Below are 17,516 nucleotides of genomic sequence, written 5' to 3'. Positions count from 1 at the left end.
AAGTCTTGGATGATTAAGCTGAGAATCAGTTTTTCTCTTTCCGTTAACATTCTTCTCATCCCTGTCTCTTATACACATCTAGATGTATCATTTTAGCATATTTGTTTATTATTACAAGCTTTCTGCTCATTATTTTAACTATTTTGAAACCTTTGGAACAATGTAATGACTGTCTCTTATACACATCTAGATGTGTATAAGAGACAGCCTTTATTTATGCAAGGACATTCTCAATTAGCTTTTTAAACGAATCTCACCTTCAGTTTGTTCAATCAACTTCTCTTTCAATAAGTGACCAATCGCACGCTTAAATTGACCTTTGCTGATGCCGAATGCTTCTTTGATTTCTTCAGGAGCAGACTTATCCCAATAAGGTAATTTATGGTCCGTATTTCTTTCCAACATTGTTAAAATCATTGCAGCATCATCACTGATCATTTCATGACTGCGAGGCTTTAATGACATATTCAAAACACCGTCTGGACGAACTCCGATAACACGCGCCTCTACTACCTCACCCAATCGCGGTTCTAGGTAGCGTTCAGATGGATGAACAAAGCCGATATAAAAATCTTCAGTAATTAGATAGGACCCCACAACTTTCAATCGATAAATCGTGCCTTTTTTGTTTTCATTCTGCATTTCTGCATTTCCGGCACGACTTAGAGAATGGAAGATAGCCTCGTCAGCTAACACACCCCACATCCGGTCTTTTTCATCAACTCGTATACTGACCATTAAGCGATCACCCTTTTTGGGCCAAAGCTCTTTCATACTTGGCATTTCATCCAATGATACGACCATGTCCTTGTCAGCTAAACCAATATTCACGAATACACCTAAATCACGGCGAACATCTGTTACTTCACCGAAAGCATAATGACCAATTCGAATCTGTGGGATTTTTGTCGTGAAGATAGCTTCTTTCTTTTGATTCACGTAGCCAAATCCCTCAACCGATTCTCCGACTTCATGAGGTTCATCTTCATCCTTCAATAAGTGGAAGGTTACACCATTTTTTTGTACCAGATACATGCTTTCATTCTCATCGATAATTAATCCGGTAAAAACTTGTCCTAATAGTTCATTCATAATTATTACTCCTTATAAAAATATCTTATATCATTATTAAAGCTGGGAAGACAGTATCTCCCCAGCCTCTACGTCCTAATTTAATTTGATCCATCGCCTTTAAACCAACCAGTTTTACAGTTGATTGTTACCAAATACATCGGCAAGTCTGAGTCTGAATATCCCTTTGTTAAGGATGCTCGATTTGAAGTAGCGTACAAGTTATAGTAGCCTTCACCATTTTCAACTTTCACTGGTTCCAAGCTATAGCCACCTTCTACAATATAACCACGAGAAATACAAGTTTGTATAACCTTCTCCTTAACTCCTGGAGCCCAAGCATACGCATCGCTGCTTGTGTCACCTGCTTGATTATTGCTGTCAGTTGATGAAGCTTTATTTTGTGCCTCTTGAGCAGCTTTTTCTTGTTCTTCCTTTTCACGAGCTGCCTTTTCTGCAACAGCTTTTTCCTCAGCGGCTTTCTTTTCTTTTTCTTTCAATGTTTGATCAACTTTGCTTAATTCATCTTTTTGCGACTGAACCAACGATTGATTTGCGACCGCTTTAACAGCATTGTTTGCTGTATTATACTGATCTCGAGTAACTGATTCGATTACATTACCATCTTTCAATAAACCGTCGGCAGCCTTTTTAGCAGCTTCAAACTTCGAATATTGATCCTTCGCATTGTTAATAGCCTGATTCATTAAGTCATCAAACTCTTTGTCACCTGTATTGATTGATAAGTCTATTGGCTCTGCAGCTTTTAATAGTGGTTTATCAACAATTTTATTTCCATTAATTGCAGCACTTGTAAATAACTGATTGACCGACTGCTCAGCTTTTTGCTTATCGACCAATTCATTATAATTCTTTTTCAAATCATCGTAACGTTTATTGCTTTTATATCGAGACAATTCTTCATCGATTTTACTAGTGTTGAGAGTGACTTTATCGCTAGCAAGAAAAATCTGTTTGTCATCTGTATAATAGCTCGCGATACTGTCTTCAATTGAATCGAGTTCTTTGTTCTCTTTTTTAACAGTCGCAATACGCTGTGCTTCCACTTCTTTTTCGTGGTGATAATAATAGCCGCCGCCTACTCCTAAAACAGCAATTGCGGCTAAAGTGATGTAAAGTTTTTTACGATTCTTTTTAGGCGGTTCTTCTGAAAATTCAGGGGTTTCTGGTGGAATATCTTCTTCCCCAGAATCCTCATTTTTTTCCGCTGTGTTTTCAGAGTCGATTGATTCTACCTCGGGAGTTTCTGATGAAACTTCTTCTTCAACGAAAGGGATTGGATCAAACTCGGATGTTCCACCTACTTCAGAAGCTTTTTCATCTGAGAGCTCGTCAGATTCAGCCTCTGAACTTTTTACAGATTCGTCAGAACTTTGACCCTCGGCTTCTAAAGTTGAATCCTGTTCTATTTCATCATTGTCAACAGAGTCCGCTTCATTTGCATTCTCAGATTCATTCTTTTCTGTTTTGTCCTGATCATCTTTGTGCTCACGAATATATTCTGCCAAAATCGGATTCATTTCAGGAGTTTCTTCATTTGTTTCTTTTGAATTTTCTTCTTTCATCTTATCCTCGTTATCCTTAAACATTTTTTGCACAGATTCAATAGGCATGTCAGCTAGCTCTGACCATTCTATCGTGTCATTTTTATCATTATTATCTTCAATATGTTCTCGATCGTTCAACTGTAATGAAAAGCCACACTTCGGACAAGTCGTGCATCCTTCGATGGGTTCAAAACCACAGTTAGGGCATTTTTGCAATGAAATCGGCTCCTTTTTTTCAATCATATGCTTTAATCTATCATATGTTTAGGGATGTTCCAAGCAATTTTCGAGTGAATTAACCAAAAATAATAAAATCCATTTGACTTTTGAGGGGTATTATTTCTATTAGAGTTTTATTTTTTTGATTGCTAATATATCAATTTTTATTATGCAACTTGTTCGCAATTTTATCACGCACTATTCTTCTATTAAATCGATAAATAAAAAAACTCCTCGAGAATCATCCCGAGGAGAGTAAAAATCTATTCTAGAAAGTCTTTCAATTGTTTTGAACGTGACGGATGGCGTAATTTACGCAATGCCTTCGCTTCAATCTGACGAATCCGTTCACGGGTAACCCCAAAGACACGTCCGACTTCTTCCAAAGTACGGGTTCTGCCATCATCTAAACCGAAACGTAAACGTAACACGTTTTCTTCACGATCAGTCAATGTGTCTAACACGTCTTCTAATTGTTCTTTCAGCATTTCTGATGCAGCGTGCTCAGCAGGGCTAGTTGCTTCTTGGTCTTCGATGAAATCACCTAAATGCGAGTCATCTTCTTCACCAATCGGAGTCTCCAAAGAAACAGGTTCTTGAGCGATTTTCAAAATCTCACGAACTTTTTCTGTAGGCAAGTCCATTTCAGCACCGATTTCTTCTGGTGTTGGTTCGCGTCCTAAATCTTGCAATAATTGACGTTGTACACGAATTAATTTATTGATGGTTTCCACCATATGAACTGGAATACGAATCGTGCGTGCTTGGTCAGCGATTGCACGGGTAATTGCTTGACGTATCCACCAAGTGGCATAAGTTGAGAATTTGAACCCTTTTCGGTAATCAAATTTTTCAACAGCCTTCATTAATCCCATATTTCCTTCTTGGATTAAGTCTAAAAATTGCATACCACGTCCAACATAGCGTTTTGCAATACTTACAACTAGACGTAAGTTTGCTTCAGCTAGACGTTGTTTGGCTTCTTGATCACCTTGTTCGATCAACAGGGCGAGTTCAACTTCTTCTTCAGCGGTCAGTAATGAAACGCGTCCGATTTCTTTTAAATACATACGAACTGGGTCATTGATCTTGACACCAGTTGGGGCCGATAAATCTTCTTTTTGTGCGGCTTTCGCAGTTTCTTCATTTTGTTTCAAACTAGCTTTAGAGGGATCTCCGTTTTCATCGACAACACTGACACCAGCGTCTTCAACTTTTTGGATCAACACATCCATTGCTTCTGCACCTAATTCATAAGGAGTCGCTAAACGATTCGTTAGCTCATCATAAACCACTTGTCCCAGTGGTTTCTTTTCCTTGATGAAGGCCGCTACAGCTTTTTCATACTCTTTTTTGTTTTTTACATCTGCCATAAAATAAATGCCCCTTTCACTTCTAGGCTTGTTTCAAGCGTTTCGTCAATTCGATAATCTGAACAGTCAATTCTAATTCTCGCTGCTGGTTTCCGCTTTTTCTGGCCTCAAGCTGCTCTTTTTGTCGTTGTTTTATTTCTTCAGCAATGCCCGATTGGGAAATTACCCGCATCAGATCATAGATTTCTCGTTCATTACTATCTTCTGACATGGATATCATAGAGATGTCGATGGCTAACTGCTTCATCTCATTCTCTTTTAAATAGTTCAGGAAGTCCGCTAAAACAAAATTTCCATGAACCATCATATAACTATCTAGGTAAAGAAGCAATTCTTGATACTGATCATGAATAAATTGAAAATCCGTTTGAACTAACTGTTCACGTATTGAGCTTTCATTCATACTGCGAAACAGCAACATTCGTTCGGCTTTCTCTTCTTTGGTCAACACTTTCTGAACAGGCTGAATCGGCACTTGAGAAACTGGTGCTTGCTGTTGACGTCGTTCAGTACGAAGCGTTTGTCGAACCATCTGCAACTGCTGCTTCAAGCTCTCTCTTGTCAAATGAAAATCATTCGCTAGTTGGCCTAGATACATATCTTGCTCAACAGGTGACTGAACTTTTGCCAAATCCTGCATCACGATTTCTAAATAGTTTAACCGATCCGCTTCATTCTCTAAGTTCAATCCTTTTTTACGATACTGCATTTTAAACGCAAAAGGTGTTTGGCGACCATGCTGCAATAAATTTTGCAATTCGGTCACACCGTATTTCCGCAAATATTCATCTGGATCAAGTTTTTCTGGTACAGTAACGGTTGCTAGATTTAAACGACTATGTGCATCTAAAATCGTCAGTGCGCGATCCGTCGCTGCTTGTCCTGGATCATCGCCATCATATGCAATCACTACCTGCCCTGTTACACGCTCAATCGCTGCGATTTGCTGTTCGGTCAAACTAGTTCCCATCGAAGCTAGCCCAATCTTGATATCAGCCTGCCAAGCAGCTAGCACGTCCATGAAGCCTTCAAAAAGAATCGCTTCACCTTGCTTACGGATTTCATTTCGCGCTTTGTCGAAATTGAACAAAACTTGCCGTTTATTAAATAATTCTGTTTCTGGCGAATTCAAATATTTTGGTTGATCATCGCCAGGATAATCATTTGTTTTTAATAAGCGTCCAGAAAATCCGATTGGTTTTCCGCGAAAATCATTTAAGGGAAACATGACTCGATGATAAAAGCGATCACTAAAACTGCCATCATCACGACGGATAAATAATCCACTTCGTTCCATCAAATCAGCATTCACCTTATCTTGCTGAGCAACTTGGACTAGAAAATCTCTCTGACTAGGAGCAAAGCCAATTTTGAATTCGCCAATCAGCTCATCGCTCAATCCGCGATCGTGGAGATACTCTAGTGCAGCCTCGCCCGCTTTCGTATTTATCAATAAATGATGATACAGATCACGCGTTCGCTCATGCAATGCAATCAGTTGTTGCTGTCCGGATGACGTTTGACTAGCAGGTTCACTCGAAATCTCGATATCTAAAGGAATTTGCTCTATATCTGCAACTTTTTTAACTGCCTCTGGAAAACTGATTCCTTCCAGCTCTTGTAAAAAGGTATACACATTGCCGCCCTTACCGCAACCAAAACAATGAAAAATCTGCTTATCTTCAGCAACCGAAAATGATGGAGTTTTCTCTTCGTGAAATGGACATAATCCTAAATAATTTTTACCAGACTTTTTTAGTTGAACATATTGTCCGATAACTTCTACGATATTTGTTTTTTCACGAACCTCATCAATAACTTGTTGGGGAATTCTTTGCGCCAAAAAAACTTCACCCCAATTCCTAAAAATATGATAACAGCTTTAAAAAATCGCCCTAATTCATCTTTCGATCAGCGCGATTTTTTTGACAAACTTATACAAGTATCATTTTAGCATATTTGTTTATTATTACAAGCTTTCTGCTCATTATTTTAACTATTTTGAAACCTTTGGAACAATGTAATGAAGCGTTTGTTCATTTGAACGATTTCAGCATAAAACATATTTCCGCCATTCTGATATAAGTAACCGCCATTGTATAACACCGATTGCATCTGCATATAACGGTAGGTATGTTGTTGATCGTTCCCATAACCTGGTGATAAAACATCCCGCGAATATTCTTCGGCAAGTTCCACACTGTTGTTTCCGCCATGATCGTGAACGTATTGAATATATTTCGTCCCAAAGTTATATGCCTGAATCGCAGTATTAAGATCGCACCCTTCAGCTTTAGCCTGTTTGTAGCTATCTGCAAAGTGTTTGACGCCGCTTTCGAGGCTTTCTTGTTGGCTGATAATCTTTCCACGGCTGCCATAGGCACTTTCAGAACTTTGCATCAAGTCTGTGCCCTTTCCTTTTGACTCAGTATACATAATGGCTAAAATAACATCGGTGTGTTCTCCAACACCAGCTTGATCCGCTAAATTTTGTACTTCATTGCGATAACTATTTACTGTTTTTGTACTTTTATATGTTCGAACTGCAAAAATCCCGCCTACTGCTAAGGTCACTAGGATCGCAAGTGTAATAATTATTTTTAAAAGTCTTCCAATTAATTTCAACATAAAATCTGCCCATCTATCTTCTTTTTTTCTTTATCCATACTACAAGAATCTACTAAGCTTTTAAAAGCATAAATTGACAGCTTTATATTTAATTAATCATTCTAAAGTTTTCATTTCATTAAACAATTAAATTAATGTGCAAGACTCAAAAAAATCGGTATACTTATCTCTGGTAGGTGATGTTGTGAAAAATGAAAAAAAAATCGCTCAGATGAGTGATGGTTCAGAAATTTATTATGAAAAATATGGACAGGGTCCAGCACTCTTTTTACTTCACGGTAATGGTGGCAGCGGAAGATACTTTTCGAAGCAGCTAAATAGTTTCAGCAAACATTTCAGCGTTTACGTCGTGGATAGCCGTGGTCATGGACGTTCGACCAATACACAAAAGGAAACAAGTTTTCAATTGATGGCGGGAGACCTTGCTGCCATCATGCTGCAGGAAAAGATCGATCATGCTGATCTTCTCGGCTTTAGCGATGGCGCCAATTTGGCAATGGTTTTTGCGCGACTTTATCCGGATAAAGTCGATCACTTGATTCTAAATGCCGGAAATACAGTACCTAGCGGAGTGCGGACTATCCCTCACTTTTTGAGCTATGTTCAGTATGCCATTGTTTGGATTGGTGCTTTTGTCGATACAGGGATGAGAAATTTTTTACCGATCTTGCGTTTGCTTTTTCGGGACATTGGATTAACAACTGAGGATCTTAGCAAGATCCAGGCGCCCACTTTAGTTATTGTGGGAAAACATGATTCTATTAAAACGCAACATTCCATGTACATCGCTCGTTCGATTCCGAATGCAAGCTTTGCCATCGTATCGGGGCAAGGTCACATGTTCGCACGAAGAAATCCAAAACGCTTCAACCAAGAGGTACTACAATTTTTAATCAATGAGGAGTGATTTGGTGGTTAAATTAGTCGATTGGTTCAAAGCACATTTAAATAAGTTTAAAACAATTTTTTTAATTTCAGTTATTATTATCGTCATATTCGAATTATCAAATATCGCAAAAACAATTTCCTTCGATCAGCTGTCAACTATTTTTAGCCAGATCAGCATCTGGAATATTTTACTGATGGCGTTGATTGGATTAGTTTCTGTAACCCCCATGATTGGTTACGACTTTACTTTAAATAACATCCTGGAGCAAAAACCAAAAAAGAGATATATTTTTGAAACTAGCTGGTTAGTCAATACCTTGAATAACATCGCTGGTTTTGGCGGTTTTGTTAGCGCGGGATTACGTTCAGAATTCTATGGTAAGCAATCTTCTGGTAAAAAAGTCGTCCAAGCGTTATCCAAGATTTTAGTCTTTACTATGTCCGGCTTATCTATTTATGCGTTGATCTCATTTTTCTTGGTAATGTTTGACGATCATAATCAATATTTGCGTCAATATTGGATCTGGCTGATTGGTGGCGGTTTGTATTTTCCAATCGTTTTTTGTCTAAGTCTTTTTGGCAAAGGAGAATACCTCGGTGATTTAAAAAGTGCTCATCGCTTAGAATTGATTGGAACCTCTTTCCTTGAGTGGACCGGTGTATTAGTGAGTTTTATTTCTACTGGGCTTTTAATGGGAATCAACGTTAGTTTGCGTGACGTTGTACCGTTATTTATTGCAGCTACAGTGATCGGGATCGCCTCAATGATCCCTGGTGAACTTGGCAGCTTTGATTTGATGATGATCATCGGTTTATCAGCTCTTGGTACACCTAGAGAAACGGTTGTTGCGTGGCTTCTGCTATTTAGACTTTTTTATTACTTGATTCCTTTTGCTATCGGTTTGGTTTTATTTTTCAAAAACCTTGGCACAACGATTAATACACGTTATAAAGGGATTCCAGTTAGTCTTTTAAAGGAATTAGCCCATAAACTCGAGGGTTTTCTGCTTTACTTTACAGGTATCATGCTAGTCTTGTCTGCAACGATCCCTGAAGCCTTTATTCGCCTGCCATTCTTGCAGCGTTTAAATCCGATTCACTCACGTGTGATTGTTGTCTTTCCGGCAATTTTATTAGGCTTTTTATTGATTGTTACTGGCAGAGGGATCTCAGCACGAGTCAAACGAGCTTATGTTCCAACGATTCTTATTGTAACGCTGACCTTCCTTTATTCACTACTGGCAGGCTTTCGTGTCTCAACTGGTTTTTTCTTAGCACTGCTGTTATTATTTGTTGTTTTTTCTAAAAATGAATTATACAGAGAGCAACTCGTATATTCTGCAGAATGGATGACAATCGATGGATTTATTATGGGCGGTCTGACAATTTTATACATCATTATCGGTGTGTATAATAGTCCGAACATTCATCATCGTCATCGTTTGCCGGAATTCTTTTTGTTTCCTAGCGAACGAATATGGGGTGTTGGTTTCATTGCGATTTTGATCGTAGCCTTCATCATTTTATTAATGATCCGATTCTTGAAAAACAAACGTATTCAAATTGGCGAGGCCGTCGATGAGAAGCGTGTTCAGCATATATTAGAGTCTTATGGCGGTAATCCTGATAGTCAATTAGTTTTTCTCAAAGACAAGAAAGTTTTTTATTATAATAATGGCAAGGAAGATACCGTCTTCTTCCAATTATCAACCTTCAACAACAAGATTTTGATAATGGGTGATCCTTCAGGGAAAACAAGCGATTTCGAAGCAGCTACAGAATCCCTGATCAATGAGGTCGACCGCTATAATTATTTGCCTGTCTTCTATGAAAATAGTGAAGAGATGGTCATGATTCTCCACGAGTTCGGGTACGACTTTATCAAGTTTGGTGAACGCGCACATGTTCATTTGCCTGACTTTACATTAAGCGGCAAAAAAATGAAGGGGCAGCGAGCAAGCTTCAACAAAGTTTTAAAGGAAGGGTATCAATTCGACGTCATCAAACCACCTTTCTCAGCTGACACGATGTCAGAGTTACGAGCTATTTCTGATGAATGGTTAAGCGGTCGTAAAGAAAAAGGCTTTTCTTTGGGCTTCTTCTCAGAAGATTACCTGCAACGTGCGCCAATCGCTGTGATCAAAAATCAAGCTCAAGAGATCGTGGCTTTCGCGAATTTTATGCCAACGTATACGAACAACATAGGAACAATTGATTTGATGCGTCATAGTCCTGAAAAAGCTCCAAGCGGAACAATGGATTTTCTATTCATCAATTTGTTTCAATATATGCGAGACGAAATGGAGATTGAGTACTTTGATTTAGGTATGGCTCCTTTAGCGAATGTTGGTACTTCCCGCAAAAGTTTTACTCAAGAACGAATCGCATACTTAGTGTATAATTTTGGTTCACGCTTCTATTCCTTCGGTGGTTTGAAGGAATACAAAGATAAATACGCAAATGAATGGCTCCCTGAATATGTGTTATACTCTCGCGACAGTTGGATCGGGTATGTCATGATTGCACTACTTATCATCGACAATGCACCAGTTCAAGGCGAAAAAAAATATCGCGGATTTCGTCGTTTTATTTTCCGAGATTAGCAACTTCAACTATGAAGTTGCTTTTTTGTATTGACAAGTCCAAACAATCCGTCTAAAATGAACCACAATATAAAACTAATCAGTTTGGAGCGTTTATTATGACTCAATTAATCTCTGTACAACTGAATAATTTTTACTTTAGCTATTTTAGATAAGTTTGTATTCATGATTCATGGATGCAAACACTTAAGTTTGTATCTATGATGGCTAAGGCTTTTAACGCTGACTTGTCCGCCACATAGATGAAAATCTATTGTGGCTTTTTATTTTGTTTTAGAAGGCTCATTGTAGATTTTCGAATCTATGATGAGCTTTTTTCTATGGCGGTTCTAAGCAAATAAAAAAATGGAGGAATTAATATGAACACTGTACCGAAAATTATGATTAAACCAGACGCCCTTGCAGCAATCGGCAGTTACGCAGCTTCACTTTGGTCAAAGAAAAAAATTGTCTTAATCAGTGATAATGAGGCTTTCGACCTTTATGGAACACTAATCCTCCAATACCTGACAATTTTTGATTTTGAAGTGCATACTTTGATTTTAAACGAAGTTCACTATACAACAACTACCGCAAGTCTAGTCTACGATTTCATAACTAATCAAAAGATCACTCAAGCAGACGGAATTATTGGTTTAGGAAATGAAGCAGTTTGCCAATTAAGCGGATATGTCTCATCAACTTACTGCGGCGGTCTTTCATTAATTCAGATACCCACCACTTTGCTAGGCCAACTTACGCTTCCAAAACAAAAACAAGCTTGCTTATTTAATAGTGAGGCGAGATATTTACAATCAGTAGTTTCAAAACCAGACGGGATTCTAATCGACACGAATATTGGCAATGACGCTTCTGTTGAAGAAGTGAATTCCGTACAAACTTTTCTGCTCAAATTAGGGCTTTCGCAAGATCACGCGTCTCGCCGTGAGTTAAGAAAGAAAACTCGGATCTGCGGTCACCAATTGAACTACAAGAAAATACTTGATGCATTACCTTCTAATCTGCCATTTTCTAAACAAATGCGGCTGCTTTCGAGTTCGCAGTATCTTGATATTCGGTCTATCTTACTGTTTGGAATCCGTTCAAGTTTCTAAAAAATAAAGAGTCTAGGAAGGAACATCCTAGACTCTCAGATAAAACGTATTAAGGTTAATCAATCACGATTCATTCATAATCCAATTTCATATTTATTTCAGCTATGTCAAATGGTTGCCATATTTCTTCACCACGAGAATCCTCGAGCGGTGTATCACCTTTTCCTTTCACACAAACAGCAGATTCAGGTTGTATCGGATCATCTAAGACTGCTTTTTCAACAACGATCTGATGTGTCCAATCACAACCAAAATCGTAGATGTATTCGATTTTTGCACCTTCTTGAAAGTCCTCATCAATCAGTCGCTTTTTCTCATCAAATTGCGGCATCTCTAAATCATTCGGCCCAATCATTTTCGTGCGATCCACAAAGAAGCTGTGGAGATGGCTATCCTCCCAATCAAAAGCAGCTTGCAAAATCCGATGCAAACGTTCGTAAGAGATACCAGCGGGAATCAGAAGTCTTCGCCAAATTGGCGGTTTAAATCCCTTCAAGTCTACTCGAACAAAATAACTCGTTACTTTATTTTCATCTTGATACTGTCTAGGAAATTTTAAAATATTATCTGGAAGATTTTTCTTTGGCGGCTCTTCAAGATCGTAATGTTCAATATTATACGGATCTTCGACTTCGAAATTTCCTTCACGCCACTCATCCATAATCGCTAATTTAGTTTTCGACCAATAATTGGGATTGCTCATCCGAGTCAAAAAAGCAGTCTTGTTGAGATAAAGAAAATACTGCATGTTTTTGCATTCTTCTTCAGTAATAATTTTTTCATGAAACAGTGCGCTATATAAATCTAATAAAATTTGATAGGCATAAAAGCTTTCGTCGATAAATAGCGGCATATGTTTTGGCATATGATGAATCAAGGCATCTTCGACAATCTCTTCATCCAACAGTTTATCACTAAGCTTTCCTTTATCAATAAAACTCAAAAAGAATTCCACTGTGCGAATAAGTCCATCCGGTTCTGCAAGTCCTCCAGCGATAAAATAATACGTCATATCTCTTGTCATTCGATCCAACAATTTGTCAAGCTTATCCATACGAACCTCCTTCAACACTTATTCTCTTCTTACTAATAGTAAAAGAAAAAAGAGGTTCAATCAATACTGAATCGACTGAACCTCTAAGTTTATTTCTTTCCGCCAAAGGCATCCTTTACTTTACCAAAGAAACCCTCTTCTTTTTGTTCGCTAACAGTTTGACCGCCAGCTTCCGCAAACGCACGTAAAGCCTCACGCTGCTTATCATTCAAGTTTTTAGGCGTAATGATTTTTACCGTAACTTGTTGATCTCCATTCGTGTTACCGCGAAGTCTTGGTGCACCTTTGCCGCGGAGTCTGAATTTCGCTCCTGTTTGTGTTCCGGCAGGCACTTTTAGCTTCACATCGCCATGAACAGTTGGCACATTTATCTCATCACCTAAAGCGGCTTGTACAAAGCTCAAAGGCAACGTGTAATAAATTTCCGCACCATCACGGTCAAAGATATCGCTTTGTTTCACCTTGAAGACCACATAAAGATCACCATAAGGTCCACCGTTGATTCCAGCTTCACCTTGATCTGCTAAACGCATTTGTTGGCCATCTTCTACACCAGCAGGTACCTTCACCTTAACTGTATGAGGACGTTTTTCATGACCAGAGCCATGACAAGTTGGACATGGATCTTTGATTTCTTTCCCTGTTCCGTGACAAACATCACACGTTTGGCGACTCATCACACGGCCAAGCGGTGTTTGATGTTCTACGTTAATTGAGCCTGAACCGTGACACTTATGACAAACTTCTGGTTGTGTTCCAGGTTTTGCGCCATTTCCGTTACAAGTATGACAAGTTTCTTCACGATTATACTTAATATCTTTTTCCACACCAAAAATAGCTTCTTCAAATTCCAAGTTGATCGAATATTGTAAATCCGAACCTTGTCTAGGAGCTTTAGGATCCGCTTGTCGCGAACCGCCACCACCAAAGAACGATTCAAAGATATCTTCAAATCCAAATCCGCCTGCTCCGCCAAAGCCACCAGCCCCACCGAAACCGCCAGCGCCTCCAGCACCGAAATTCGGATCAGTACCAGCATGCCCATATTGATCATAAGCAGCTCGTTTTTGTGGATCACTTAAAATTTCATACGCCTCAGAAATTTCTTTGAACTTCTCTTCAGCATCAGTTTCTTTATTAATATCCGGATGGTACTGCTTGGAAAGCTTGCGGTATGCTTTTTTTATTTCATCATCCGAAGCACCTTTTTGCACCCCAAGGACTTCGTAATAATCCCGTTTTGTAGCCATTGGCTTCCCTCCATAATTTCATAGAATCGTTAGTATTGTATCACAATCAAATTCGATACGATACTTTTCTTAGATTTTTTCTACAGGAATGGCCAATCTTGAAAGAAAAAAGGCCAAAGCGATGACTTTGGCCTTTTATCAACGAATCAATTATTTGTCGTCATCGTTAACTTCTTCAAAATCAGCATCCACGACATCATCCGCGCCGCCTTGAGCTGCGTTTGGATCAGCCTCTGCTTGTTGTTGTGCTGCTTGTTCGTAAAGTTTAACCGTTAAGTTTTGTACAATTTCATTCAACGCATCGCGTTTTTCTTTCATTTGTTCAATATCATTAGCTTCAACCGCCGCTTTTAGTTCATCGCGAGCGTCTTCAGCTTTCTTCACTTCGTCAGCGTCCACTTTACCTTCTAATTCTTTCAATGTTTTATCAACAGAGAATAGCAGAGCATCAACATCATTACGTAAATCTACTTCTTCTTTACGAGCTTTGTCGGCATCCGCATTTGCTTCAGCGTCTTTCACCATACGTTCGATTTCGTCATCTGACAAGCCAGAAGAAGATTTGATCGTGATTTTTTGTTCTTTTTGTGTTCCCAAATCTTTCGCAGAAACGTTTACGATACCGTTTTTATCAATATCGAATGAAACTTCGATTTGAGGAATTCCGCGAGGTGCAGCTGGAATATCCGTTAATTGGAAACGGCCTAATGTTTTATTATCCGCAGCCATTGGACGTTCACCTTGTAAAACATGAATATCTACAGCAGGTTGATTGTCAGCAGCTGTTGAGAATACTTGTGATTTGCTTGTTGGAATCGTTGTATTGCGGTCAATCAATTTCGTGAATACGCCGCCCATTGTTTCGATACCTAATGACAATGGTGTTACATCTAATAATACAACGTCTTTAACATCACCAGTGATAACTCCACCTTGGATCGCAGCACCCATTGCTACTACTTCATCCGGGTTAACTGATTTATTTGGTTCTTTACCTGTTTCTTTACGTACTGCTTCAACTACTGCTGGAATACGTGTAGAACCACCGACTAAAATAACTTCGTCGATTTCAGATTGAGACAAGCCAGCATCCTTCAATGCTTGACGAACTGGAGCTTTTGTACGTTCAACTAAATCAGCAGTGATTTCGTCAAATTTCGCACGAGAAAGTGTTGTTTCTAAGTGCAATGGACCAGCATCGCCAGCTGTAATAAATGGTAAGCTGATTTGAGTCGAGCTAACACCAGATAAATCTTTCTTCGCTTTTTCAGCAGCGTCTTTCAAACGTTGCATAGCCATCTTATCTTTTGAAAGATCAATGCCGTTGGCTTGTTTAAAGTCAGCAACTAAGTAATCAATAATTTTGTTATCAAAGTCATCTCCGCCTAGGCTGTTATCCCCTGCAGTGGATAATACGTCAAACACTCCGTCACCTAATTCAAGGATTGAAACGTCGAAAGTACCACCACCAAGGTCAAATACTAAGATTTTTTCATCTTTATCTGTTTTATCTAAACCGTATGCTAATGCTGCTGCTGTTGGTTCGTTAACGATACGTTCAACTTCCAAACCAGCGATTTTACCAGCATCTTTGGTTGCTTGACGTTGTGAATCGTTGAAGTATGCAGGAACAGTAATAACTGCTTTTTCAACTTTTTCACCTAGGTAATCTTCCGCAAATCCTTTGATGTATTGTAATACCATCGCTGAAATTTCTTGCGGTGTGTAAGATTTTCCGTCTGCTTCTACTTTATATCCAGCTTCACCCATGTGACGTTTAATAGATGAAATCGTATGTGGATTTGTTACTGCTTGACGTTTTGCTACTTCACCAACTTGGATCTCGCCATTTTTGAATGAAACAACGGATGGTGTTGTACGATTTCCTTCCGGATTAGTAATGATTTTAGCTTCTCCGCCTTCTAAGACAGCGACTGCTGAGTTTGTTGTACCTAAGTCAATACCGATAATTTTACTCATAGTTGAAAATCTCCTTTTCCATTATATGTTTAATTTAGTAGTTTATATATTTATTGAGCTACGATCACCATTGCTGGACGCAACACGCGATCATGCAGCTGATACCCTTTTTGCAAGACATTGACGATCGTTTCAGGTTTTGTATCGCCCTCTGCAGGGACAGTTTGCACTGCTTGATGCAGATTCGGATCAAAAATTTTACCTTCAGCTTCGATCTCTGTAATGCCTTCTTCTTTTAATGCAACTGTTAAGCTCTCAAGGACCATTTCTACACCTTTTTTCAGGCTGGTACCGTGATCATCAGTAACCTCTGTTGCTAAGGCTCTTTCTAAATTGTCGATCGCCGGCAATAGTTTCTTACCAAGATCTTGTGAGCGATAACGAACTAATTGTTCGCGTTCATTTTTGTTACGGTTAGACATATTCGCGATCTCAGCACGAGCTCGCAAGAATTTATCTTCCATTTCATTAAACTTATTGGTTAATTCTTCAACCTCAGAAATTTCTGGAATGTCAATGTCTTCCGCTTCTTTTTCAAACGAGTCATTTTCAGATTTTTTGACTTCTTCAATTTCCTCGTCAACTTCTTGTTTCTTTTCTTTTGCCACTACGCATACTTCCTTTCTTTTTAGGAATCATTTCTTAGTGATATAAATCTAAAGAACGATAATAATCGTCTAATGCATTTGTCAACTCGTATCGGAAAACTTCCAATAAACCAAAGATTTTTGAATACGGCATTGCTGTTGGACCCAATAGTGCAATCGTTCCTCGACCATGCCCGCGAATCTCATAATTTGCTTGAATCATACTTAATTGATCAAACAAATCATTCCCCATCTCTGTTCCGATCCGAACGTGAATATTGTTATCAGATGGCAACAATAATTGCGTTAATTCGTCGGAATTTTGCATCAATGAATACATGGACTTAACATGGTTAAAATCTTGATCAGGATTGAAATTCAAAATATTCATTCGGCCGCTTACAAACACTTTATCCTCAAAGGCGTCATTTAAAATAATGTCAAATAAATGACTGATTCCTTCGGTGGTTTGGAAATAGCGATGTAAGATCATAGGGATCTCGGTTCTTAATTTTTGATAGACACTCACTAAAGGCTGCCCTACCAAACGGTCATTGATGATACGAACCATTTTTTCCAAATCTTGACTGTCGACATTTTCAGGTATGCGAAAAACTTGGCTTTCAACATTCCCTTTGTCCGTAACGATAATCGCCAAAATCTGCCGGTCATTCAACGGAACGATCCGAAAGCCGGTTAATGTCCGATCTTTCATTTCAGGACCTAGTGAAAACGCCGTGTAGCTGGTAACTTGTGAAAGTATTTTTGCAGATTGCTGAATGATGTCATCAATTTCATGAATATCATTTTTTAGCGATCTGCGAATCTGATCTACTTCTTGATTACTCACCTTTGCTGGCGTCAATAAATGATCCACATAATAACGATAACCTAAAGCGGAAGGTATTCTCCCGGACGAAGAATGAGTTTTTTCTAACAGACCCAATTCTTCTAAGGCTTTCATGTCATTGCGAATAGTCGCGGAACTTGCTTTTACGCCTTCTTCCATCAAACTTTTCGACCCAACCGGCTGTCCCGTATTGGTAAAGTCTTGGATGATTAAGCTGAGAATCAGTTTTTCTCTTTCCGTTAACATTCTTCTCATCCTTTAGTTAGCACTCTTTCTTTTTAAGTGCTAACTCGATTATTAATATACCACATCTGTTTTATAAGTCAAGGAAAAAATATAAAAAATTAGCAC

The 17,516-nt window shown here is 38.7% G+C and carries 13 protein-coding genes; 3 read left to right on the top strand and 10 right to left on the bottom strand.

The genetic code is table 11. The features are described from left to right. Positions 1-234 precede the first annotated feature (234 nt). From A5875_RS03685 to A5875_RS03665, 5 genes are all read right to left on the bottom strand, one after another. A complete protein-coding gene (locus A5875_RS03685; RefSeq protein WP_088932356.1) occupies positions 235-1,092 on the bottom strand; it encodes a CvfB family protein in 858 nt (285 codons plus the stop codon). Between the two features lie 80 nt (positions 1,093-1,172). After that, positions 1,173-2,855, bottom strand: a complete 1,683-nt coding sequence (locus A5875_RS03680) for a cell division site-positioning protein MapZ family protein (RefSeq protein WP_088932355.1) — start codon at positions 2,853-2,855, stop codon at positions 1,173-1,175. A gap of 266 nt (positions 2,856-3,121) precedes the next feature. Further along, complete coding sequence (rpoD, locus tag A5875_RS03675) at positions 3,122-4,231, bottom strand: RNA polymerase sigma factor RpoD (RefSeq protein ID WP_088932354.1); 1,110 nt, start codon at positions 4,229-4,231, stop codon at positions 3,122-3,124. A gap of 22 nt (positions 4,232-4,253) precedes the next feature. Then, a complete protein-coding gene (gene dnaG / locus A5875_RS03670) occupies positions 4,254-6,074 on the bottom strand; it encodes a DNA primase (RefSeq protein WP_088932353.1) in 1,821 nt (606 codons plus the stop codon). A gap of 149 nt (positions 6,075-6,223) precedes the next feature. Continuing rightward, positions 6,224-6,859, bottom strand: a complete 636-nt coding sequence (locus A5875_RS03665; RefSeq protein ID WP_088932352.1) for a lysozyme family protein — start codon at positions 6,857-6,859, stop codon at positions 6,224-6,226. Positions 6,860-7,043: 184 nt separating this feature from the next. Here A5875_RS03665 and A5875_RS03660 point away from each other — a divergent pair, with 184 nt between their 5' ends. The 3 genes from A5875_RS03660 to A5875_RS03650 all read left to right on the top strand — a co-directional run bounded on the left by A5875_RS03660 (position 7,044) and on the right by A5875_RS03650 (position 11,444). Further along, a complete protein-coding gene (locus A5875_RS03660; protein ID WP_088932351.1) occupies positions 7,044-7,766 on the top strand; it encodes an alpha/beta fold hydrolase in 723 nt (240 codons plus the stop codon). Then, a complete protein-coding gene (gene mprF / locus A5875_RS03655; RefSeq protein WP_176244612.1) occupies positions 7,756-10,350 on the top strand; it encodes a bifunctional lysylphosphatidylglycerol flippase/synthetase MprF in 2,595 nt (864 codons plus the stop codon). The genes A5875_RS03660 and mprF overlap by 11 nt, the downstream gene beginning before the upstream one ends. 359 nt (positions 10,351-10,709) lie before the next feature. After that, positions 10,710-11,444 (top strand): hypothetical protein, encoded by a 735-nt coding sequence (locus A5875_RS03650; RefSeq protein WP_088932349.1) that lies wholly within the window; start codon positions 10,710-10,712, stop codon positions 11,442-11,444. Positions 11,445-11,514: 70 nt separating this feature from the next. Here A5875_RS03650 and A5875_RS03645 read toward each other — a convergent pair whose 3' ends face one another. The 5 genes from A5875_RS03645 to hrcA form a co-directional block, all read right to left on the bottom strand. Further along, positions 11,515-12,498 (bottom strand): plasmid pRiA4b ORF-3 family protein, encoded by a 984-nt coding sequence (locus tag A5875_RS03645; protein ID WP_088932348.1) that lies wholly within the window; start codon positions 12,496-12,498, stop codon positions 11,515-11,517. A gap of 89 nt (positions 12,499-12,587) precedes the next feature. Next, positions 12,588-13,748 (bottom strand): molecular chaperone DnaJ, encoded by a 1,161-nt coding sequence (gene dnaJ / locus A5875_RS03640; protein ID WP_088932347.1) that lies wholly within the window; start codon positions 13,746-13,748, stop codon positions 12,588-12,590. A 150-nt stretch (positions 13,749-13,898) separates the two neighbouring features. Then, entirely contained in the window at positions 13,899-15,728 is a 1,830-nt protein-coding gene (dnaK, locus tag A5875_RS03635; RefSeq protein WP_088932346.1) for a molecular chaperone DnaK, read from the bottom strand. Between the two features lie 50 nt (positions 15,729-15,778). Next, the gene (gene grpE, locus A5875_RS03630; RefSeq protein WP_088932345.1) at positions 15,779-16,336 is read right to left on the bottom strand and encodes a nucleotide exchange factor GrpE; all 558 of its coding nucleotides are present in this window, start codon (positions 16,334-16,336) and stop codon (positions 15,779-15,781) included. A 34-nt stretch (positions 16,337-16,370) separates the two neighbouring features. Next, on the bottom strand, positions 16,371-17,411 hold the full coding sequence (gene hrcA, locus A5875_RS03625) for a heat-inducible transcriptional repressor HrcA (RefSeq protein WP_088932344.1): 1,041 nt from the start codon (positions 17,409-17,411) through the stop codon (positions 16,371-16,373). Positions 17,412-17,516 lie beyond the last annotated feature (105 nt).

The sequence above is a fragment of the Enterococcus sp. 3H8_DIV0648 genome (assembly GCF_002140655.1).
GTDB classification, from domain to species: Bacteria; Bacillota; Bacilli; order Lactobacillales; family Enterococcaceae; genus Enterococcus_A; species Enterococcus_A hulanensis.
This window is presented reverse-complemented; position numbering and strand designations above follow the sequence as displayed.